This window comes from Collinsella aerofaciens, assembly GCF_032584215.1.
In the GTDB taxonomy this organism is placed as follows: Bacteria; Actinomycetota; Coriobacteriia; order Coriobacteriales; family Coriobacteriaceae; genus Collinsella.
Genome location: NZ_JAWHPN010000010.1, coordinates 51,162 through 73,225, shown reverse-complemented (window position 1 = coordinate 73,225; position 22,064 = coordinate 51,162). Strand labels below are relative to the sequence as shown.

The window sequence follows — 22,064 nt, the reverse complement described above, 5'->3', positions numbered from 1 at the left end:
GCGGTTGTTCGGGTCCGCGGTATCGCTCCATGCTCCTATTAGGTCATGCGGCGGTCTCGGCTCGCCGCGGCCCGCGCGGGACATGTCAGGAAACGAGGGCAGCCCTGTGGGCGCCAGCGGAATGTGGCGTCACCGCGCGGTCCGCATCTGATGGTGTCGACGTCAATGGTATACGGGTGCATCATCGACGTCTTCAATACAGAAGATATCAGTGCGGAGTGTCCGCGAAGGCTAGCCCTCAGATCCTGCTACGGCTACGTCCTCGGATTGTGTGGGCGGATGACGGATGTGGTTGGTCGGGTATTCCGTCCCCTTCGCTGTTTCGTGGCTTTGCCGCGAAACCTCGCGCCACTTTGGGGATGGATGGGGGACTTGGCTGTTGCCGCCTTTTCGGAGCCCTTCTTTATTCCTTATGCTGGATGAAAAGCCCCTTGTTTTTGCAGGGGTGCATACTCGACTTATAAGTGCATAGAATCTCGTATAGCGCGAGTAAGATATTGCGCTGTCCGTTTTGTGTTTAGCAGAGATGTAGTTTGCATAATCCGACATAATCCTCGCTGCATTTAAATATAGTTGCACGTAAATGGCGTAGATATGTCTGAGCTGGTGTTCTGTACGCTGAGCGGACAAAAACGACCGTTCACCGTTCCGCTATTTTCAAAATGAATAAAATGAGCGATAAAGAGAATAGAAACCTTAATAAACTCGCGCATCGCACGGACGCGGGTTATTAATGGGTTGTAGGCCTTTTACAGAAAGGATTCCAGCAATGTCTAAGCCTCTTGGCAAGCCCGATCGTATTGTCGTCGCCCTTGGCGGCAACGCCCTCGGCAACAACCCCGTCGAGCAGATTGAGGCCGTGAGCAACACCGCCCACGCTCTCCTCGGTCTCATCGAGCAGGGCAACGAGATCATCATCACCCACGGCAACGGCCCGCAGGTCGGCATGATCCAGAACGCCTTCGCCGCTGCCCACGATGCCATCGGCACCCCCGAGATGCCGCTGCCCGAGTGCGGCGCCATGTCCCAGGGCTACATTGGTTATCACCTGCAGCAGGGCATCGGCCGCGAGATGCACAAGCGCTATAAGCGTTGGCACGCCGCCACCGTCGTCACCCAGATCGAGTGCGACCCCGACGATCCCGCGTTCAAGAACCCGACCAAGCCGATCGGCCCCTTCTACACCGAGGAGCAGGCCAAGGAGTTCATGGCCGAGGATCCCTCCAAGGTCTTCGTCGAGGATTCCGGCCGCGGCTGGCGTCGCGTCGTCGCTTCCCCCGATCCCAAGAAGATCGTCGAGGCTGACTCCATCCTCAACCTGCTCGACAACGAGTTCATCGTCATCGCCTGCGGTGGCGGCGGCATCCCCGTCGTCCGCGACTACGAGAACAAGGGCTGCTACAAGGGCGTTCCCGCCGTCATCGACAAGGACCTGGGCGGCGAGCTGCTGGCCGAGGACTGCGACGCCGACGTTCTGTTCCTGCTGACCGCCGTTGAGCATGTCGCCATCAACTTTGGCAAGCCCAACCAGGAGGAGCTCGAGGACCTCACCGCCGACGAGGCCGAGCGCCTGGCCGACGAGGGCCAGTTCGGCAAGGGTTCCATGGAGCCCAAGGTCCGCGCTGCCATCAAGTTCGCCCGTTCCCGCAAGGGCCGTACCTGCATCATCGGCGCTCTGGACAAGGCCGCCGAGACCATGGCTGGCCTCTCCGGTACCCGCATCCACGAGTAGTCTCTACTCTGTTGCCTCTCTCGTGGGCGCTAGGCAAAGCGCCCACAAACTAGCCTCTCTTCATGAGCCCCGCAGTCCGCTCCGACTGCGGGGCTTTTGCTATTCACCTAGTCATTGGGGACGTTCTTAAATGACTAGTCAAACAAGAGCGTCCCCAATGACCACTCATTTAAGTCTGTCCCCAATGACTAGTAGTAGGCCCACATGGCTTCGACTTCGTTGAGGACCTCTACGACGCCCCAGCGGCGGGCGCTGCGGCTGGCCGAGTTGGGGTCGTAGACGCCAATCTGGTTGGCATCGTCGATGCCGTAGAGCACGATGTAGTGGCCTACGTTGGTAAACGTACCGGGGCGCACTGCGGCGATGACGGGCACACCCGAGCGAAGTGCTTGGGTAATCGATTCGCGATCGTTATAGAGCTGTGTTCCGTTGAGCCCCAGCTGCCACGCACCGCCTGTCATAAACGACCACTCGGTGGCACCGGTGGGGGCGTAGTTGCCGGCTTCGGCCAGTGCGCATATATCGACCGGCGTCTTATCGGTATGGCCGGTCTTAAAGATATAGACCATGGTGAGGCAGGTAGGACCGCAAGCGTTTTCGCGAATAGTGCCACCGGCATAGGGCAGCTCCGACCATGCGGGGTCAATTTGGTAGATGTGGGGCATGGTGCCGGCCTGCCATTGCGAGCGTGGGGTCGAGAACGCAAAGGAGTAACCGGGTGCGACGGGAGCTTTAAGCAGCTTGTCTTCGGCAGTGGGCTCAAGACCGGCTGATCCGTGGGAGATACAGGATCCCAAAAACACAAAGACGAGGCAGGCGGCGATGGAGCAAAGCGTAAGGCGTAGGCGGCGGGCCGGAAGCGCGTGGCTTGTGGCGTGTGACGCAGGGTGAGGGGCGGAATTGCCGCGATCGCGTTGAGGTCGCGAAAAGGAGCGCTTGACGTAGTAGTCGGTTTTACGGCGATCGTAGCGGCGTGGCTGCGATGTGTCGGTCTGGCGTTGGCGTGTGCTCGTACTCACGCGGTCTGACTGCTGCACGGTACGGCTTTGTTGCCGCGAAGAAGCCCCGAGCTGCTCTTGGGGGCGCTGCGGGTTGTCGTTGTCGGAGGTGATTCTGGGCGTTGGCGTGGCGCGGCCGGCAAGGCGCACGCTTTGTGGCCGTTGGTCGCCGTCATTGTATCCGTATGCCATTCGAATCACCTTGCCTCATGTGTAACTTGTTTATCCTACATAAAAAGATGCACGACACATGGGTATGTGCGCCAAAAGCCTGACAAATGGTATGAACGTTGCCGCGCCGCGCGCCTAGCGTCACGGCAACAGGTATTCAAAAGCAGACAAGATGAAAGCGTCCAAGACGAATGACGTCTCCCGCCGTTCGTCCCAAAAACGGTGCCGCTCGTTTTGCAGTTCTGCCTTCGGTCGAGCTGCGAGCGGCGCTGCTGCGCCAAGGCCGTATCTTAAAGCCATGGAATAAAAGCGCGCGGCAAAACGGACCGCGCAAGGGGTGACGCCAAGGGCGTCAAATAGGAAAGGAGGGGAACAATGGCGGACAAGAACGCAGAAGTTGCAGTCGAGGATAACGGCGGCATGAAGAAAACGCTCTCGCTCTGGAACTTCTTTACCATCGGCTTCGGTGCCATCATCGGTACCGGTTGGGTTCTGCAGGTCGGCGACTGGATGGTCGTGGGCGGCGGTCCCGTTCCCGCTATGATCGCATTCCTCTTGGGTGCAATCTTCCTCGTGCCCGTCGGAGCTGTTTTCGGTGAGCTCACGGCTGCTATCCCCATCTCGGGCGGCATCGTCGAGTATGTCGATCGTAGCTTTGGCCGTACGCTGAGCTACATCACCGGATGGCTTTTGGCCCTGGGCAACGGCATCCTGTGCCCGTGGGAGGCCATCGCCATTTCGACCCTCGTGTCCGAGATGTTCGGCAGCCTGCCCGGCCTTGAGTGGCTGCGCGCCGTCAAGCTCTACACCATACTGGGGGCCGACGTCTACCTGTTCCCGACGCTGATCGCGCTCGGCTTTGCAGTCTACGTCATCTTCCTCAACTTCCGCGGTGCCAGCTCGGCTGCCAAGCTCCAGGCCTTCCTGACCAAGGCCCTGCTCTGCGGCATGCTGCTCGCCATGGGCGTCTCGCTGTTCACCGGCTCGCCGGACAATGCCATGCCCGTGTTCTCCCAGGTCACCGGCGCTGGCGGCGGCAAGGCCGCTACCGAGAGCTCCAGCCTGTTTGCCGGCATCGTGTCGGTCCTGGTTCTGACCCCGTTCTTCTACGCTGGCTTCGACACCATTCCTCAGCAGGCCGAGGAAGCAGCCGAGGGCCTCAACTGGAACAAGTTCGGCAAGATCATCTCCCTGGCCCTGCTGGCCGCCGGCGGCTTCTACATGGTCTGCATCTACTCGTTCGGCACCATCCTCGACTGGCATGAGTTTGTTAAGAGCCCGGTTCCCGCGCTTGCCTGCCTCAAGGGCATCAACATGCTTCTGTACCTGGCTATGCTCGTCATCGCCACGCTTGGACCCATGGGCCCGATGAACTCCTTCTACGGCGCCACGAGCCGCATCATGCTCGCCATGGGCCGCAAGGGCCAGCTGCCCGAGCAGTTCGCCGAGGTCGACCCCAAGTCCGGCGCTCCCAAGCTTGCCTGCGTCGTTCTGGGCGTCATCACCGTCGTCGGTCCGTTCCTGGGCAAGAACATGCTCATCCCTCTGACCAACGTGTCGGCTCTCGCCTTCATCTTCTCCTGCGGCATGGTCGCCCTCGCTTGCCTGCGCATGCGCTTCACCGAGCCCGACCTGCCTCGTCCCTACGAGGTGCCCGGCGGCAAGTTTGGCATCGGCCTCGCTATCGCTGCCTGCGCCATCATCATCGGCCTGCTCGTGATTCCGTTCTCTCCCGCCTCCCTCAACATGGTGGAGTGGAGCATCGTGATCGGCTGGTTGGCTATTGGCCTGGCCCTCATGGCTTTCACCAATTCCCGCAAAAAGTAACGCCGAGCCGGGGCGGATCGGGTGCGCGGGACCCTCTCTTCCGTGCACCGAACCCGGCGCCACTTGGGTAGCTTTGTGAGGCCTTAACCCAACACGGCCTCGCCCACTATATGGATCCATAAGGAGGAACCATGTCCACTAAGTATGCAATCGTTGGCGGTAAGCTCATCGACGGTACCGGTGCCGAGCCGGTCGAGAACTCCCTCGTTCTCGTCGACGACAGCGGCAAGATCGAGTACGCCGGTGCTATGCAGGACCTTCCCGAGGGCGTTGAGGTTATCGACGCCGCCGGCAAGACCGTCCTTCCCGGCCTGATCGACACCCATCTGCACTTCTCGGGCAACCTGACCGACGATGACACCGATTGGGTCATGCAGCCGCTCCTCGAGAAGCAGGCCGTCGCCGTCAAGCAGGCCTACGACTGCCTCACCCACGGCCTCACCACCGTCTGCGAGATCGGCCGCTTTGGTATCCAGATCCGTGACTGCATCGACAAGGGCGTCTTTAAGGGCCCGCGCGTTCTGGCCACCGGTCTGGGCTTCTGCCGTGTTGCCGGTCACGGTGACTCCCACCACTGCACCCAGGAGCTCAACAAGGAATCCCACCCCTGGGGCGATCAGGTCGACGGTCCTTGGGAGCTGCGCAAGGCCGTCCGTCGTCGCCTGCGCGAGAACCCCGATGCCATCAAGATCTGGGCAACCGGTGGTGGCATCTGGCGCTGGGACTCCGGTCGCGACCAGCACTATTGCTCCGAGGAGATCCAGGCCGTGGTCGAAGAGGCAAAGATGGTCGGCATCCCCGTGTGGAGCCACTGCTACAACAACCACGCCGCTGCCTACGATTCCGTCCGCTTTGGCTGCGAGCAGCTGATTCACGGCTTCGATATCGATGAGCGCACCATGGACCTCATGGCCGAGCAGGGTACCTTCTTCACCCCGACGATCGCTTTCCTGCCCACCTGGTACGCCACCTATCCGCCCGTCTACGTCCCCGAGCTGCACGACAAGTACGAGGGCACCCTGGTCGAGAAGGAGCTGCAGCGCAACTACGACTGCCTGCGCGAGGCTAAGAAGCGCGGCGTCGTCATGACGATCGGCTCCGACTCCTTCTCCTTCGTCACCCCGTACGGCACCTGCTCCATCGAGGAGATGTACGAGTTCGTCGACAAGATCGGCTTCACCCCGGTCGAGACCATCACCTGTGCAACCCTCAACGGTGCCAAGATGTGCCACATCGAGGACGAGACCGGTTCCATCGAGGCCGGCAAGTGCGCCGACCTGCTGGTCGTCAACGGTGACGTCGCTGCCGACATCCACGTGCTCAACACTGACAACATGGACGTCATCATGAAGGACGGCTGGATTGTCGAGGCCGGCACCTTCGGCGAGGCAAACAAGTACAGCGCCTAAGCTACCGTTCATCGATGGCTTGATGTAAAACACAGTATTTGATTGCATAATGCAATGGAGAGGGTCGCTTGCGGCCCTCTTTATTGCTATGGGGTGCGTCAGTAAGAAGGAGATGACGGTGGATCTCAATAGGCTGATTCTAGGCAAGAGCTACAACTCTACCAAGGTCTTTCGTACCGCTCAGCATGTGGTTCAAGCCATCTTGCTCGGTATTGTCGTCCCGCTGCTTATCCTGCTGCTCATCTGGGATCTAACCGATAATCCCAATCCCGTTCCGGCCGTTGTCGTCATTGCCGGCTTGGTCATGCTGTGCTTCTTCTTCTCGTACGTCTTTGTCGTTCCCGACGACCTCACATCGAGCGCAACCGACCGCACGCTCGCCATCGCTTCAAAAATATTCGCCTATACGTCGCGCGGCCTTACGCCCGAAGCTGCCTTGGGCGCCTCTAAGATCATCCTGTCTGAAACTATCGCCTCTGCCATCTGCTTTACCGACGGCAAGCAGGTGTTGGCGAGCTGGGGCGAGGACTCGGCAAAATGCCCCGCGGGCACCCCGGTGGTACTGCGGACTACGCTCAACGTGATCAACAGCGGCGAGCAAAGCGTGTTCTCGCGCGACGCCTCGACCGAGACGGGTGGCTACTTTCCGCGCCTGCGCGCCGGTATTGTCGCACCGCTTACCGTGCGCGGGCATTGCGTGGGCACGCTCGAGCTGTATTATCCCCGTCTGAGCAGCATCGATATGCGCCAGACGGCGCTTGCCTCGGGCTTTGCCGACCTCATTTCCACGCAACTTGCGAGCTTTGAGCTCGAGCGCCAGGACGAGCTTACGGCCCGCGTGGAGCTGCGCGCCTTGCAATCGCAGGTCGATCCTCATTTTCTGTTTAACACCATCAGCACCATCGTGTCGCTCGTACGTACCGAGCCGGACAAGGCCAGGTCGCTGCTGATTGACTTTTCCAATTACTACCGTCAGACGCTTTCTGATTCCGATACCCTCACAACGCTCGAGCACGAGGTGGAACAGGGCACTCGCTATATCAATCTTATGCAGGCTCGTTATGGCGACGGTCGTCTGCGCGTCTCGGTCGATATCGACTTTGAGGTGCGCGATTGCATGGTACCGCCGTTTATCTTGCAGCCGTTGCTCGAAAACTGCATCAAGCACGCGCAGCGCGAGACCGAGCCGCTTTCTATTCATGTTAGGGCTTTCGAGACCGATGACGGTTTGGAGATCATCGTCGAGGACGATGGCATCGGTATGAGCGAAGAAGTCTGCGCGCATCTGTTTGAGCAGCATCGCCGAGAGGAGCCCGAGAGTATTACCGCCGACGGCTCCATCAAACGAGGCTGCGGCTTGGCGCTCTTCAACGTGCTTCAGCGCATCCATTTCTTTTACGGAGAAGATTCTGGCATGCGCGTGAAGTCCCAGGAGGGCGTTGGCACGCAGGTCATCGTCGAGCTGAACGGCGAGCCGCATGAGCCGGCGCCGTTGACGGCGTAGCACGCGGTTGGATTGAGAGAAAAAGAGGGGAAGCACATATGTCCGAAGGCTGGAACATCTTGGTGGTTGATGACGAGCCTCCCATTAGGGCTGAGCTACGCTATCTGTTGGAAAAGGATGCGCGTGTGGGTCAGATTGCCGAGGCGGGCAATGTCACCGAAGCCGTGGAGTCGATTCTGTCGAACAAGCCCGACGTGCTGTTTTTAGACATTACCATGCCCGGTCGCTCGGGAATTGAGCTTGCCGAGACGCTGCAGAACCTAAAGACGCCGCCGGTGGTTGTGTTTGTGACAGCGTTTGCCGAATTTGCCGCCGATGCGTATAACCTCGATGCGGTCGACTATGTCGTCAAGCCGGTCGAGGACGCACGCCTGTCAAAGGCACTCGACAAGATCGAGGCAGCCTTGGGTGCCCGTCGTGTTATCCATGCTCCGCGCCAACCTTTGCGTCTGACGGTGGACCGCGGGGGCAAAAAGGTGTTCATTCCCGCCGCAGACGTCTGCTACTTTGAGGCGCGCGCCGATTTTTGCAACGCCATCTGCGCCGAGGGAACGTACCTGATCAATGAGTCGATCTCTTCGCTCGAGCGTCGCTTGGACTCCGAGGGCTTTATTCGCGTTCATCGCAGCTACCTGGTCAATTTGGAAGACGTGCACAATGTTGAGATTGGCTCCACGGGGTTGATGGAGCTCAGGCTCGACCGCGTGAACTCGACGGTACCGGTGTCCCGTCGTCGTGCCGCCGAGGTCAAGTCGCACCTGGGGCTTGCGTAGACGGTCTGCATACCGTCGTTTACCATCGCAGGTTTGGCATGGGCGCGCGGTGGGCATAATGGGTGGCATCGAATGAAATCGAAAGGATCATTATGCCCGCGCTTATCACCCATCATCTGTTTGGCGAGGAAAGCATCGACCGTCTTCCGCAGGGCGTCATCACGTCCGATGAAGAGCGCATTGCCTTTATCTTGGGCAACCAAGGCCCCGACCCGTTTTTCTTTCACATTCTGACACCGCGTGTTTCCGACTGCACGCTGCTGGCGCAGGTCATGCATCGGTCGCGTATGTCTCGCCAGTTCGCGTGCCTGCGCGACGGCGTGTCGCATCTGCTGCCGCGCGACGCCAGCTTGGGTCGCGCCTTTGCGCTGGGCCTGCTGTCTCATTACGTGCTCGACCGCAACGCCCATCCCTTTGTCTATGAGCAGCAGTTTGGCATCGTGGAGTCCGATTCAGAGCTTGAGGATTCGAGCAGTCAGGTCCATGCCGTGATCGAGAGCGACCTGGATGTACTGATGCTGCAGCTTAAACGCGATGGCGCTACGGTCGACGATTACCCGCCGGCGGGCGAGATCGTCACTACCGATCGCATCAATCGCGTGGCCGGCGTGCTGATGAGCTATGTTGCCGGACGCGTGTACGGCATTGACATTCCGGCGGGGGAGTACGGTGCTGCCGTTGCCAATATGCAGCGACTTTACCGCGCGATTGAGCCGGCCGGCTCCGCAAAGACGCGCGCGATCTCGCTGGTTGAGGGCTTGGTGCACGACTACTCGCTGCTCGACGGCCTTGCCCATCGCGTGACGACGGAGCTGCCCGAGCGCACCGGTAACCTGGGCCATCTGACATGGAAGAATCCCTTTACCGACGAGGTCTCGAACGAGAGTTTCCCCGAGGTCTTTAATCGCGCGCTGGTCGATTACGAGTGCACGGTCGCACGTTTTATCGAGACTGGTGACATGGATGCCGTGACCAGTCACGTCAACTACAGCGGTCGCGTGCTCAATGCCGATGAGGAGTTCGACCGCGAGGAATAGGGCCCGTGCGTGCCCCTTTGCCGAATCCTTACCGGCGGTTCTGGACAATTGGGGTACGATGAGCTAACTGCATATCGGGCGAATACGAAGGGTCCCTGTCCATGAAATACACCAAGCTCGAGCGTAACTGGGTTATGTATGATGTGGGCAATTCGGCCCTCGTGCTGCTCAATACCTCGGTGGTGCCCATTTACTTTAACGCCATCAATACCGGCGCTTCCTCGGCCGACCTGGTGGTCGCCTGGGGCAATGCGCAGACGATTGCCTCGCTGGTCATCGCCATGCTCATGCCCATTCTGGGCGCGCTTGCCGACTACGCCGGCAACAAGATCAAGTTCTTCTTGGGCTTCTTCCTCACGGGCCTGGTGCTTTGCCTGGCGCAGGCTATCCCAATGTCCGCCATGGCATTTTTGACCGTGTACGTGCTGTGCACCATCGGCCTTAACTCTTCTATGACGTTCTACGACGCCATGCTGCCCGACATTACCACCGACGAGCGCATGGACGCCGTGTCCAGCTCGGGTTATGCCTGGGGCTACATCGGTTCCACCGTGCCGTTCGTCATCTGCCTGGCGCTCATCATGGGTGGCCCCGCTCTTGGTGTCCCCACCATGCTGGCAACGCGTCTGTCGTTTATCATCACCGGTGCCTGGTGGCTCATCTTTACCCTGCCGCTCATTCGCACCTATAAGCAAAAGTACGGTCGCGAGCGCGGTCCCGAGGACACCATCGGCCACATCGTGGGCGGTGTGTTCTCCGAGGTCGGACACACCATGCGCGAGATCGCCCACAACAAGACCGTGCTGGTCTACATGATCGCGTTCTTCTTCTATATCGACGGTGTGCACACGGTCATTTCCATGGCAACCAGCTACGGATCGGCCTTGGGCATCGATTCGACCCAGTTGGTCCTGGCGCTGCTCGTCACGCAGTTCGTGGCCTTTCCGTCCGCCATCATCTACGGCAAGCTTGCCGGACGCGTGGGCACGCTCAACATGATCTTGGTGGCAGTCGCCGCCTATATGGGCATTGTGCTGTTCGCCGCGTTCTTCCTAAAGACCGCCTTTGAATTCTGGGTGCTTGCCATTATGGTCGGCCTGTTCCAGGGCGGCGTGCAGGCGCTCAGCCGTAGCTACTTTGGCCGCATTATCCCCAAGGAAAAGTCCAACGAGTACTACGGCTTCTTTGACATCTTCGGTCGTTATGCAAGCGTTATGGGCACCTTCCTGGTGTCGGTCGTCACCTCGCTGACCGGCAACCCGTCGCTGGGCGTCCTTTCCATTGGTGTGCTGCTGGTCGTTGGCTTTATGCTGCTGGTCCGCCTGTCCCGCATGACTCGGGCGGCAGAGCATGCCGCATAGGAGCGAGCGGCTATTGTGCCTGTCCACGGTACTCTTTTGGGGTTATCCGCAATAAACATTGCGACTTGCGAGCAATGATTTGCCCAAGTGGGTATGATGGAATCAGCTAGGTCGCGGGGCGTCGCCTGTGTTTGGCGGCGTCCCGTTTTTGTGTTGCAGGGAGGGTAAGGCATGAACGCCACAGTCGTGATTCCAACGTATTGGGCGGGCGATGACGCTTGCGCAAACGCCCCTGGCACCTATGACCATTCGACGCGACTCAACGCCGACAATCCCGAACTCGACCGCTGCCTGGCCTCGCTTGAGCAGGTACGTGACATCCCGCGCATCATCCTTTTGGTGGTCTGTCCCGTTTCTGCCACAGCCGATGTGTCGCTGCGCGTGCACGAGATTGTCGACGCGCATCCCACGCTCAAGGTCACCGTTGTCACCAACACCCAGGCCTCGCGCATCGCAGACCGGGTTGCTCAGATCGCGCCCAAGGGTTCGGGCGAGTGCGTGAGCCTGCGAGGCTACGGTGCCATCCGCAATATGGGGCTAGCCTGTGCCGCTGTGCTGGGGCATGACGCGGTTATCTTTTTGGATGACGATGAGACTGTCATCGACGCCGACTTTATGAAGCGCGCGACCTATGCGTTGGGGCAGCAGACACGTCAGGGCTTGCCGATCTTGGTCAAGAGCGGCTATTTCTACGATCGCGACGGCTCGCCGCTGGCTCCCACGGACAAGGCGGGCATCTGCCATCGTTGGTGGACCAAGCGCATCGAGTTCAACCGTTGGATGAAAAAGGCGCTCTCGGGCACCCGCATCTCGCGCTCCAACTACGCGTGCGGCGGCCTGATGGCCCTGCACGCCCGCGCCTTTACGCGTGTGGCCTTTGACCCGTTTATCACCCGCGGCGAGGACTTGGATTACCTCTTTAACATGCGCATGTTTGGCTACGACGTGTGGTTCGATAACGAGTGGACCGTGCGCCATCTGCCTCCGGAGTCCGAAAAGCGCTCACCGCGCTTTATGCAGGATGTATACCGTTGGTACTACGAACGGGCCAAGTTGACATTCGCCGCGCATCAAAAGGAGCTCATTCCCGTTACGGCGGCATCGCTCATGCCCTACCCGGGCCCGTGGATTTCGCGCGAGCTCGACGACCGCGTGCGCAAGACCGCTATGGTCCGCAGCGTGTTTACCCGCGAGCATGAGGGCTACCTGCGCATCTGGCGCCATGGTATCGGCGAGGCAAAGGCCTATGCGCGCCAAAACGCTGCAAGCTATCTGCGTTTCCAGAGCTTTTGGCCCAAGATCATGGACGGGCTTTGGCGTGACGCACAACTGATCAGTATCCTAGAGGGGGCCGAATGATCGACCGCCGCGCCCAGCGCGATAGTTCAATATCAATCTTTCGCATCATTGCCGTTGCCTGCGCCATTTGCGTGCTGGTGTACTTTATTTTTGCCTTGGTGACCGGTATCGAGCCGATCGCCACGGTGATTGCCTGCGCGCTGCTGTGCATCTTTCTGTGCATCTTTATCTTTTTGACGCTCAATCCCGATTCGGTGCGCTCCCAGTACACCGAGGAGACGCTCTCGGTGGCCTCGGCCATGCTCGAGGACATTAAGGGCGGTCTGACGCAGGAGTCGGCGCGTTTGGTGTGCCGGCGCATTTTGCCCGAGACGCGCGCCATGACGGTGGCCATCACCGACGAGGGCAACGTGCTTGCCTGCGCGGGAGAGTTTGAGGAAAAACTACTGCCAGATTCTCCCATCCACACGCTTGCCACACGCTACGTTATCGAACATGGCATCGTGCAGTCGTTCAACCGTATGGTGGATGTCGTGGGCTCGGACGGCTCGCACAACCAAGTTCCCGCCGGCATTATCGCCCCCATCAAGGTGGGCGATCGTACCGTCGGCACGCTCAAGTTCTACTACAAGACCCCGCGCGCCGTCGACCGTACCCAGTACGCGCTTGCCTCGGGCTTTGCCGAGATCTTGTCCACGCAGCTCGCCATCCACGAGCTCGAGGTGCAAAAGGAACTCACAGCGCGCGCCGAGGTGCGTGCGCTGCAGGCGCAGATTAACCCGCACTTCCTGTTCAACACGCTGAACACCATTGCATCGTTTACGCGCACCGACCCGCTGCGGGCCCGCGAACTGCTTCGTGAGTTCTCATCGTTCTATCGTGCCACGCTCGACAACTCGGGATCGCTCATTCCGGTCTCGCGCGAGGTCGCACAGACCAAGCGCTATCTTACCTTTGAGAAGGCCCGCTTTGGCGAGGACCGCGTGCTTGCGACGTTCGATGTGTCCGAGGACGTGGAAGATACGCTGGTGCCGGCGTTCGTGATCCAGCCGATTGTCGAGAACGCCGTACGTCATGGTATGGGCGATGACGACGCCCTGAGGATCGACGTGACCGTTCACCAAGACGGCGAGGATGCAATCTTGATTGCCGTGGCCGATAATGGCGTGGGCATGGATGAGGGTACCGCCGCCAGACTGTTTGACGAGCGCTCTGCCCGTCCCGACGCCAGCTCTCCCCAGGGTGGCGGCGCCGGTGTGGCCATGCACAATATTTCGGAGCGCATCCATCGCTTTTATGGGCCGCACTCCTATACGCGTGTCGAATCGGCGCCGGGCAAGGGCACCAAAGTGCTCCTTCATCTTGATTTGTCAGAGAGCATCTTTGACATTCAAGAGTAAAATAAAAGGCTACGGGCTCAACGTCATGCGACGGATGCCCGGCGTAGTTAGTTGACGAAAGGTTTTATCCCTATGCTGCGTGCGATGATTGTGGATGATGAGGCGCCGGCTCGCTCGGAGCTTCGCTTCCTGCTCGAGCAAACGGGCAAGATCGGCACGATCACGGAGGCGTCGAGCGTCCGCTCCGCCATCGAGATGCTTATGGAAAGTCGCGTGGATGTCGCGTTTCTCGATATCTCGATGCCCGGTGCCTCGGGCCTGCAACTTGCCGAGGCGCTGCATAAGCTCAAAAATCCGCCGGCGATCGTGTTTGTGACTGCGTATAGTGACCATGCGGTCGAGGCATTCGACGTGGATGCCGTCGATTATCTGATGAAGCCGGTCGAGGAAGCTCGCTTGGATCGCGCGATCGAGAAGGTCATGCAACGCGCCAAGCCGGTTACGGACAGCAAGGTGACCATCGAGCGTATCCCGGTGGAAAAGGGCGGCCGCAAGGTCCTCATTCCCGTGGACGACATTCGCTTTATCATGGCCAAGGACGATTACTCCTGCATCTATACCGTCGATGATCGCTTTTTGTCGACAACCTCGCTGGCGCAGTTTGAGGCCAAGCTCTGCGACTTTGGCTTCTTCCGTGTTCACCGCCGCTATATCGTCAACTTGGCGTGCGTCACGGATGTCGAGACGGTGCCCTCGGGTGCCATCCAGCTGGGCATTACGGGCGTCGACGAACGCGTGCCGGTTTCGCGCCGCCGCGTCGTGCCGCTCAAGAAGGCCCTGAGTCTCTAGCACACTGGCCCCGCAGCCCTGTAGACCCATCGTCTGCGGAGCCGTGGGGCCTTTTTTGTATGTATCTGCCGAATCGTTTGTTTGCGGAAGGGATCCCATGAACAGTGCAAGCGCCAAGCGCATCGACATCATCTCGGACACCCACGGCTATCTTTCGCCTGCGCTCCTGGATGAGCTTGAGGGTGCAGACCTGATCATCCACGCCGGCGACCTCACGTCGGAGATGGACTACGAGCACCTATGCACCATCGCCCCCGTGCGGGCCGTACTGGGCAACAACGATTACTACCGCGACTACGGCCCCGATGTAGACCGTCTTGCACTCTTTACCTACGAAGGTCTCAAATTCGCCGTAGCCCACTACCGCGAAGACCTTCCGGTGGGATCCGTAGACGTAGCCATCAACGGCCACACCCACGTAACCAAAGAAGCCCAAGTGGGCCGCTGCTTAGTCCTCAACCCGGGCAGCGCCAGCTACCCCAGAGGCACCCGAGGCCCCACCATGGCCAGAATGCTCGTCAAAGACGGCAAGATACTGAGCACTAAGTTTATTGACTTGGACTAACCGCAACAAAAACGGGGGATGCAGATGCGTCCCTCGTTTTTCTTTAAGCCAAAGGCAGAGCTTCAACAAAAACAATCAGACCAACCCCGCCGAGGAGCACGCGGGCTAGCCGCGCAGCGGCGCACGCCCGCAAAACTGGTTGAATAATGTGACGGCAGGGAGGGCTTCCGGGGCTGAGGGCGGGGGTTAAGTTTGTCGCGAGTTCCGCACGCAAAGGAAAGCACTTAATGTGCTTTCCGTCTTGCGCAGGACTGTAGAGCAGCAAACTTAACCCCCGCCCTCAGCCCCGGAAGCCCTCCCGGATGGCCCCAAAAAATTTTTCAAAAAAGTTGTTGCGCGCCAGACAGACTTCTGTGTATACTAATCCCCGCAGCGCACGCGAGCGGAAACAAACGCGAACGTCTGCCTGGGGAGTTAGCTCAGTTTGGTTAGAGCGCCGGCCTGTCACGTCGGAGGTCGCGGGTTCGAGCCCCGTACTTCCCGCCAACGCAATTAAAGCCACGTCTTCGGACGTGGCTTTTTGCGTTTGATGCACTTTGTTTCGATAGAACGATCGCCCTGGTGCATCTTCGCCCAGAATCCCCGCGCCTTCGGGAACGCAAGTAAAATCTAATAAGTATATCTGTCTGAACAACAGCTTTGTTGCGCAACACCTGTTCAACGAGACAGGGGGTTAGGTTATACTAAATTGCACTGTGCGCCGCATTTGATGCATTTCGCTCCAAGCGCGGCACTCAGTGGATATCCGATTTACCATTTGGATGTCCTGGCGGTCATTTAGCGTCTCGACACAAGCTCGGCCCCGGAGCTCGTTCGAGCTGTTCGTATTCCTTGAAAGGGGAAAAATGGACATATCGAGGAAGACTGATTACGCCCTTCGTATGCTGGCGATGCTTGCCGAGGATCCGGAGCGTTTGCTTTCTGTTCGCACCGCTGCCGAAGAGGTCAATGTCCCGTATTCGTTTGCCCGCTCGATTCAGCACGGTTTGGTCCAGGCCGGTATTGTGGAGAGCCTGCGTGGCGTCCACGGTGGCATGCGTCTCAAGGTCAGTCCGGACGATGTTACTATCCGCCAGGTCGTCGAGGCCGTTCAGGGCCCTATGGTTATGAACGATTGCACCGCGCCCGATGGTGACTGTGCGCGCATGGGCACGTGCTGCTATCATCCCCTGTGGGCCGGAGCCCAGGCGTTGATGCGCGACTACCTCGATTCCGTTTCGCTCGGCGACATCGTCGCTCACCGCCAGTTCCCAGCCGTCGATCCCAAGTTCGCCGACCGCGAAGCGTTTCCCGAGTACGCCACCTGCGCGTGCGCTTACCGGGAGGAATAGCGCCGCATAAGGAGCATAGCCATGATTCAGGACCCCTTTCGTTCGATGATTCGTTCGGAAGGGGTCCTGCGTTATCGCGACCTTCCGTGGCGCCGTACACGCGATCCGTACATCATTTGGCTTTCTGAGGTTATGTTGCAGCAAACACAGGTGCCGCGCGTGGAGACGCGTATGCCGGCGTGGCTCGATCGCTTTCCGACTGTTCAGGCGCTCGCTCAGGCTGTCCCTTCCGATGTCTTGGATGCGTGGCAGGGGATGGGCTATAATCGCCGCGCCTTGGCGCTTCACAGGGCTGCACAGTGCGTTGTAGAGGACTGGGATGGGGAGTTTCCGCGCGAGACGCGTGACTTGGTCGCTCTGCCCGGCATTGGCCCGGCAACGGCGCAGGGCATCCGTTCGTTTGCGTTTGATCTTCCGGGCGTGTATTTGGAGACCAATGTGCGCACGGTCTTTTTGCATCATTTCTTTCCCGATGTGCCGGCCGTTCCCGATCGCGAACTGGTGCCGCTGATCCAAGCTGCCTGTCCGGCGGCCCCCGGTGCGGCGGCGGACGAGATCGCGCCCTTTGCCGCGCCTCAAGACGATGCCGACACGCCGCGCGCGTGGTATTACGCATTGCTGGATTACGGCGCGTATCTTAAAAAGACGCTGCCCAATCCGTCCAGGCGGTCGGCGGGCTATAGTCGTCAGTCCAAGTTTGAGGGCTCGCGCCGCCAAAAGCGCGCGCATATCGTGCGTATGTTGTTGGCAGCGCGCGATGGGCAGCCGGCGGGGATTGCGCTTGCTGATGCCGTGGTGGGCGTTAACGAGATGGAAGCGGCAGCCGGTCGCGGGCCGGTCGAGTGCGACTTGATCGCGGGCATTCTAGCTGACCTGGAGCGCGAGGGCTTTTGCCGAGCCGAGGACGATCGTTGGTTGAGTGTGTAGCCCGCTCAAATCTGAAGAACGGGATTGTAAGGTTTAAATTCGCGGCTTGAGGGCATCCTAAAGACAAGGTCGCTCAAAGCCTATGGGCGGCACGTGTTGAAGGGAAGTACACCTATGGATTTTGAGAATTCCCAAACCAAGAAGAACCTCGAGACCGCTTTTGCCGGTGAGTCCCAGGCACACACCAAGTATCGCTACTACGCATCTAAGGCCAAGAAGGATGGCTACGTTCAGATCTCGAATATCTTTGCCGAGACGGCGGGCAACGAGTCCGAGCACGCCAAGCTGTGGTTTAAGTATCTGCACGATGGCGCCGTCCCCGACACCCTGGACAATCTGCGCGATGCCGCCGCGGGCGAGAACTACGAGTGGACCACGATGTACGACGAGTTCGCCAAGACCGCCGAGGAGGAGGGCTTTGCCGAGATCGCCGAGAAGTTCCGTGGCGTCGCCGCCGTCGAGAAGGCCCACGAGGAGCGCTACAACAAACTCGTCGAGCGCATCGAGTCGGGCGAGGTGTTTGAGCGCGAGGGCGTAAAGGTGTGGAAGTGCCTGAACTGCGGGCACCTGCACGCTGGTGCCGAGGCGCCTGAGGTGTGCCCGGTGTGCAACCACCCCAAGGCGTACTTTGAGGAGCAGGTGGTGAACTACTAGCGCTTGGCGCTGGCTGCTGCGGGGCGCAGGGCGGGGAAACACCTTTCCCTCTCGCTCACGGCTTCGCAGAGTCGCACGAGGCAAAGGTTTCCCCGCCCTGCGCTCCGGCGTTGAGTCGTCGCATGCTCGTTACAGAAAAGCTGATAATAAGTTTGTGTGCCGCTCCTTTGGGGCGGCACTTTTTGTGTGGGGTCCCGGTCTCCACAATTTCCGTCAAGCTTTTGGTTAGATTTTGGTCAGTTGGCGTAAGGGTGGAAGGCCAAAAGATTGCTGGCGAAAAAAGCTCAGAGAAAGTGCTGGTAGGGGAGTTGTTGAGCTTTTCGACAGCTTTTGAGCAAAAGAAACTTTGTGGCTATTGCCGGCGATTGCGTTGTCGCGGTCATGGCGGTGCGGGATGCTGGGCGTAAGCGTCGAATGCTCCGATTTTGGAGGCCAGCATGGATTTGTTTCTTGAGACTCCGCAGCAACAAGCTGAGCGCATGTTGCGCCAGCAGCAACGACTTATGGAGATGCAAATGCAAGGGGTAGCCGCCCAGCCCCCTGCGCAAAACGTTACGCCCGCGGTTTCGCCTGCGGGCGGATTGGCGCCAGAGAACTATTCCGTACAACAAGATTCATATGCGCAGGAGCTTGCGTTCGACAAACGCCGCACGCGTCGCCGCCGCGTGGGCCAGCGCCTGCGCACATTGGCGATGATCGTGCTCATTCCGCTAGGACTTGCGGCGATTTTCTTGGTCTCGTATGCGCTCACCTGCATCCTCAACGGCGCTTCGCCCGGCGAAGTGCTCCAACATCTGTCAGCCCTCGGCCAGCGCCTAGGCGATGTCATAACAACCATTCGCGCCAGCTGGGAGAGCTAGCGCTTTAATGCCTGTGCGCCAAAATCCATTTGTCCGATTGCCGTGGGGCGCTCTGCGTGTATGGCGGGGTAAGATTGATCTCGGTATTGATTGGTGCTCGATTGGGTTTGTTGGGCGGAGTTTATGTCTGCTATTGATATTGTGCTTGTTGTGATCGCCTTGGTGGCGGTGGGGGTTGCTGTGGCTTGCGCCCTCCAACTCAAGAGCCTGCGTGCCGAGTTGCGGGAGCGTAGCGACAGTAGCGCGGAAACGCTGGCAGCACTCGAGCAGGCTAACAACGCGCTCGATGCCCTGAACGTCGCGCTGGCCGAAACCCGCCGCACGGCCAATGCCATCGCGCAGCAGCAGACGACCGATGCGGCCGTGGAGCAGCAACGCTACCTGACCATCGCACGCGAGTTCTCGCAAGCTGGTGACCGGATGGATGACCTGCGCCGCGAGACGGCCCAACAGCTCGGCGCCAACCGCGAAGGCATTGAGCATCGTCTGGACAAGGTGCGCGAGACGGTTGATGCTCAGCTGGGCGCCATCCGCAAAGACAACAACGTGCAGCTCGATCAGATGCGCGCGACGGTGGACGAGAAGCTCTCTCGCACGCTCAACGACCGACTGTCGGCATCGTTTAAGCAGGTGAGCGACCAGCTCGAGGCCGTGTACAAGGGCCTGGGCGATATGCAATCTATCGCCACCGGCGTTGGCGACCTTAAGCGCGTGCTGGGCAATGTAAAGGCGCGCGGCATTTTGGGCGAGGTGCAGCTGGGTGCGATCCTGGCGGACATCCTTACGCCCGACCAGTATCTGGAAAACGTCACCACCAAGCCCGGCGCCTCGGAGCGCGTTGAGTTTGCCGTCAAGCTGCCGGTAGACGAGGGCGATCCCGTGCTGCTGCCGATCGACTCCAAATTCCCGGGCGACGCGTACGAGCACCTGCTCGACGCGCAGGAGTCGGGTGATGCGGAGGCCGTGGCGGCTGCGCGCAAGACGCTCGACACCATGGTCAAGCGCGAGGCAAAGGACATTTGCGAGAAGTACCTGAGCGTGCCCGCGACCACCAACTTTGGCATTCTGTTCGTTCCGTTTGAGGGACTGTACGCCGAGGTCGTCAGCCGCCCCGGGCTTATCGAGACCCTGGGCCGCGACTATCACGTCAACGTTGCCGGTCCCAGCACCATGGCGGCCATCCTCAACAGTCTGCAGATGAGCTATCAGACGTTTAAGTTGCAAAAACGTACCGACGACGTGCTGCGCGTGCTCTCCGCCGTCAAGGCCGAGCTGCCGCGCTATCAAAAGGCGCTGCGCCGCGCCCAGCAGCAGATCGAGACCGCGGGCAAAACGGTCGAGGGCATCATCACCACGCGCACCAACGTCATGGAGCGCAAGCTCAAGGACATCGACGCACTGGAAGACGTCGACCAAGCCGATGAGATCTTGGGACTCACGTCCGCGGACCTTCTCACAGACCAAGAAGACGAAGGCTAATTGCAACAAGACGGTGGGGCGCCGGCGCAAACGCGGGCGCCCCACCGCTTTTCGTATCGCACTTGTCTGGAGTGTGCTCCAATGTGCAACAATGGCGTTTCGCCCTATCAGACGCGAAAGGAAGCCCATGTCTCAGAGAAGCACCAGCCCGCTCAGCCGCTCCACCGTGCGCCGCACGCTGCAGCGGTTTTGGGGTGTCACGCGCACGCAGCCGCTGATTGTCTTTCTCTCGGTGTTCTCGTCGGCGGGCTACATCTTTTTGCTGACGTTTGCCAATACCTATGTGATGGCCCTCATTGTCGACCGCGTTCAAGCCGGTCCAGTGGCGGGTGACCAGGTGTTTGAGGTCTTCGGCCCCTATATCCTGGCGCTCGTACTCGTTAACCTGGTGGGTCAGATCCTCTCCAAGCTACAGGACTACACCGTCTACAAGCTCGAGATCGCAGGCAACTATCACCTGGCGCGTCTATGCTTCGACACGCTCTCCAACCAATCCATGACATTCCATACCAGCCGCTTTGGCGGATCGCTCGTGAGCCAGACGAGCCGTTTTATGAGCGGCTACACGGGTCTGGTCGACGTGACGGTGTATTCGCTCATCCCCACCATCACCTCGGTCATCTGCACCGTGGCCGCACTCGCCCCGGTGGTGCCGACGTTTACCGTGATCCTGGTGTGCATCATGGTCGTCTACATCGCGTTTGTCTGGCTTATGTACAAGCGCATCATGCCGCTTTCGGCCGCGACGTCCGCCGCGCAGAACAAGCTCTCGGGTGTGCTCTCCGACGCGGTCACGAACATCTTGGCCGTCAAGACCTGCGGGCGCGAGGACTTTGAACGCGATCTGTTCGACGCCGCCGATCGTGCCGCGCGCGACGCCGAGACGGTCTCGATGCACGCCATGATGCAGCGCAACTTTACGACCTCGGGCCTTATCGTCATCACCATGGCCGTGGTGAGTGTGTTCGTGGCGGGCGGCAACGCGTGGTTTGGCATTTCGGCCGGCTCGCTCGTCATGATCTTTACCTACACCTATAACCTCACCATGCGCCTGAACTACGTAAGCTCCATGATGCAGCGCATTAACCGCGCGCTGGGCGATGCGGCCGAGATGACGCGCGTGCTGGACGAGCCACGTTTGGTGGCAGATGACCCGGACGCCCCTGAGCTCAAAGTGACCGAGGGCGCGATTGATTTTGAGCACCTGAGCTTTGCGTACCGTGACGCTGCGGCGGGCGAGAGCGTGTTCGATGACCTGACACTTCATGTAGCGGCTGGCCAGCGCGTGGGCCTGGTGGGCAAATCGGGCTCGGGTAAGACGACGCTCACCAAGCTGCTGCTGCGCCTGGACGATGTACAGGGCGGCCGCGTGCTCGTGGACGGCCAGGACGTCTCGCGCTGCACGCAGCAGAGCCTGCGCCGCCAGGTTGCCTACGTGCCACAGGAGGCGCTGCTGTTCCATCGCTCCATTCGCGAGAATATCGCCTACGGACGCCCCGACGCCACCGACGAGCAGATCCGCGAGGCGGCTCGCTTGGCTAATGCGACCGAGTTTATCGACCGCTTGCCCCGTGGCTTTGACACTATGGTGGGCGAGCGCGGCGTCAAGCTCTCGGGCGGCCAGCGTCAGCGCGTGGCTATCGCCCGCGCCATCCTAACCGACGCGCCGATTCTGGTGCTCGACGAGGCGACCTCTGCTCTCGACAGCGAGTTCGAGGCGCTGGTGCAGGAGGCGCTCGAAAACCTGATGCGTGGACGCACCTCCATTGTGGTGGCGCACCGCCTGTCCACCGTGGCGGCGCTCGACCGCATTGTGGTGCTGGCCGATGGCGAGATCGTCGAGGACGGCACGCATGCGCAGCTCGTCGAGGCGGGTGGTGAGTACGCGAGCCTGTGGAGCCGTCAGACCGGCGCATTCTTGGAGGCGTAAGCGTCTCGGACGTGGGAC

At 59.9% G+C, this 22,064-nt stretch carries 18 protein-coding genes and 1 tRNA gene; 18 read left to right on the top strand and 1 reads right to left on the bottom strand.

The features are described 5' to 3' along the window. Positions 1–769: 769 nt before the first annotated feature. Positions 770–1,732 (top strand): carbamate kinase, encoded by a 963-nt coding sequence (arcC, locus tag RX395_RS04495; protein WP_006235166.1) that lies wholly within the window; start codon positions 770–772, stop codon positions 1,730–1,732. Between the two features lie 188 nt (positions 1,733–1,920). Here the strand turns inward: arcC and RX395_RS04490 are convergent, their stop codons facing one another. Continuing rightward, the gene (locus tag RX395_RS04490; RefSeq protein WP_316365774.1) at positions 1,921–2,922 is read right to left on the bottom strand and encodes a C39 family peptidase; all 1,002 of its coding nucleotides are present in this window, start codon (positions 2,920–2,922) and stop codon (positions 1,921–1,923) included. Positions 2,923–3,276: 354 nt separating this feature from the next. On the opposite strand from RX395_RS04490, the gene RX395_RS04485 reads away from it, so the two are divergent. From RX395_RS04485 to RX395_RS04405, 17 genes are all read left to right on the top strand, one after another. Beyond that, a complete protein-coding gene (locus RX395_RS04485; protein WP_316365773.1) occupies positions 3,277–4,728 on the top strand; it encodes an APC family permease in 1,452 nt (483 codons plus the stop codon). A 131-nt stretch (positions 4,729–4,859) separates the two neighbouring features. Beyond that, positions 4,860–6,137, top strand: a complete 1,278-nt coding sequence (locus tag RX395_RS04480) for a metal-dependent hydrolase family protein (protein WP_316365771.1) — start codon at positions 4,860–4,862, stop codon at positions 6,135–6,137. A 112-nt stretch (positions 6,138–6,249) separates the two neighbouring features. Further along, positions 6,250–7,641 (top strand): sensor histidine kinase, encoded by a 1,392-nt coding sequence (locus tag RX395_RS04475; protein WP_316365768.1) that lies wholly within the window; start codon positions 6,250–6,252, stop codon positions 7,639–7,641. A 38-nt stretch (positions 7,642–7,679) separates the two neighbouring features. Further along, on the top strand, positions 7,680–8,414 hold the full coding sequence (locus tag RX395_RS04470) for a LytR/AlgR family response regulator transcription factor (RefSeq protein ID WP_316365766.1): 735 nt from the start codon (positions 7,680–7,682) through the stop codon (positions 8,412–8,414). Positions 8,415–8,506: 92 nt separating this feature from the next. Continuing rightward, positions 8,507–9,451, top strand: a complete 945-nt coding sequence (locus RX395_RS04465) for a zinc dependent phospholipase C family protein (protein ID WP_316365764.1) — start codon at positions 8,507–8,509, stop codon at positions 9,449–9,451. 101 nt (positions 9,452–9,552) lie between these two features. After that, a complete protein-coding gene (locus RX395_RS04460) occupies positions 9,553–10,812 on the top strand; it encodes an MFS transporter (protein WP_117646634.1) in 1,260 nt (419 codons plus the stop codon). Positions 10,813–10,983: 171 nt separating this feature from the next. Beyond that, positions 10,984–12,171 (top strand): glycosyltransferase, encoded by a 1,188-nt coding sequence (locus RX395_RS04455; RefSeq protein WP_316365762.1) that lies wholly within the window; start codon positions 10,984–10,986, stop codon positions 12,169–12,171. Then, positions 12,168–13,511 (top strand): histidine kinase, encoded by a 1,344-nt coding sequence (locus RX395_RS04450; protein WP_055310084.1) that lies wholly within the window; start codon positions 12,168–12,170, stop codon positions 13,509–13,511. The genes RX395_RS04455 and RX395_RS04450 overlap by 4 nt, the downstream gene beginning before the upstream one ends. A gap of 72 nt (positions 13,512–13,583) precedes the next feature. Then, positions 13,584–14,300 (top strand): LytR/AlgR family response regulator transcription factor, encoded by a 717-nt coding sequence (locus tag RX395_RS04445; protein ID WP_316365760.1) that lies wholly within the window; start codon positions 13,584–13,586, stop codon positions 14,298–14,300. 97 nt (positions 14,301–14,397) lie between these two features. Continuing rightward, positions 14,398–14,865 carry a YfcE family phosphodiesterase gene (locus RX395_RS04440; RefSeq protein WP_117584170.1) on the top strand — a complete coding sequence of 156 codons (468 nt, stop codon included), beginning with the start codon at positions 14,398–14,400 and terminating at the stop codon, positions 14,863–14,865. A 408-nt stretch (positions 14,866–15,273) separates the two neighbouring features. After that, positions 15,274–15,351 (top strand) — tRNA-Asp (locus tag RX395_RS04435). 359 nt (positions 15,352–15,710) lie between these two features. Next, positions 15,711–16,196 carry an RrF2 family transcriptional regulator gene (locus RX395_RS04430; protein WP_195239506.1) on the top strand — a complete coding sequence of 162 codons (486 nt, stop codon included), beginning with the start codon at positions 15,711–15,713 and terminating at the stop codon, positions 16,194–16,196. A gap of 21 nt (positions 16,197–16,217) precedes the next feature. Further along, on the top strand, positions 16,218–17,123 hold the full coding sequence (locus RX395_RS04425; protein WP_316365756.1) for an HhH-GPD family protein: 906 nt from the start codon (positions 16,218–16,220) through the stop codon (positions 17,121–17,123). A 114-nt stretch (positions 17,124–17,237) separates the two neighbouring features. Beyond that, positions 17,238–17,777 carry a rubrerythrin gene (gene rbr, locus RX395_RS04420; RefSeq protein WP_316365754.1) on the top strand — a complete coding sequence of 180 codons (540 nt, stop codon included), beginning with the start codon at positions 17,238–17,240 and terminating at the stop codon, positions 17,775–17,777. Positions 17,778–18,214: 437 nt separating this feature from the next. Then, entirely contained in the window at positions 18,215–18,637 is a 423-nt protein-coding gene (locus RX395_RS04415) for a hypothetical protein (protein WP_316365753.1), read from the top strand. A gap of 123 nt (positions 18,638–18,760) precedes the next feature. Continuing rightward, positions 18,761–20,116 carry a DNA recombination protein RmuC gene (gene rmuC, locus RX395_RS04410; protein WP_316365751.1) on the top strand — a complete coding sequence of 452 codons (1,356 nt, stop codon included), beginning with the start codon at positions 18,761–18,763 and terminating at the stop codon, positions 20,114–20,116. A gap of 127 nt (positions 20,117–20,243) precedes the next feature. Next, the gene (locus RX395_RS04405; protein ID WP_316365749.1) at positions 20,244–22,046 is read left to right on the top strand and encodes an ABC transporter ATP-binding protein; all 1,803 of its coding nucleotides are present in this window, start codon (positions 20,244–20,246) and stop codon (positions 22,044–22,046) included. Positions 22,047–22,064: the final 18 nt, after the last annotated feature.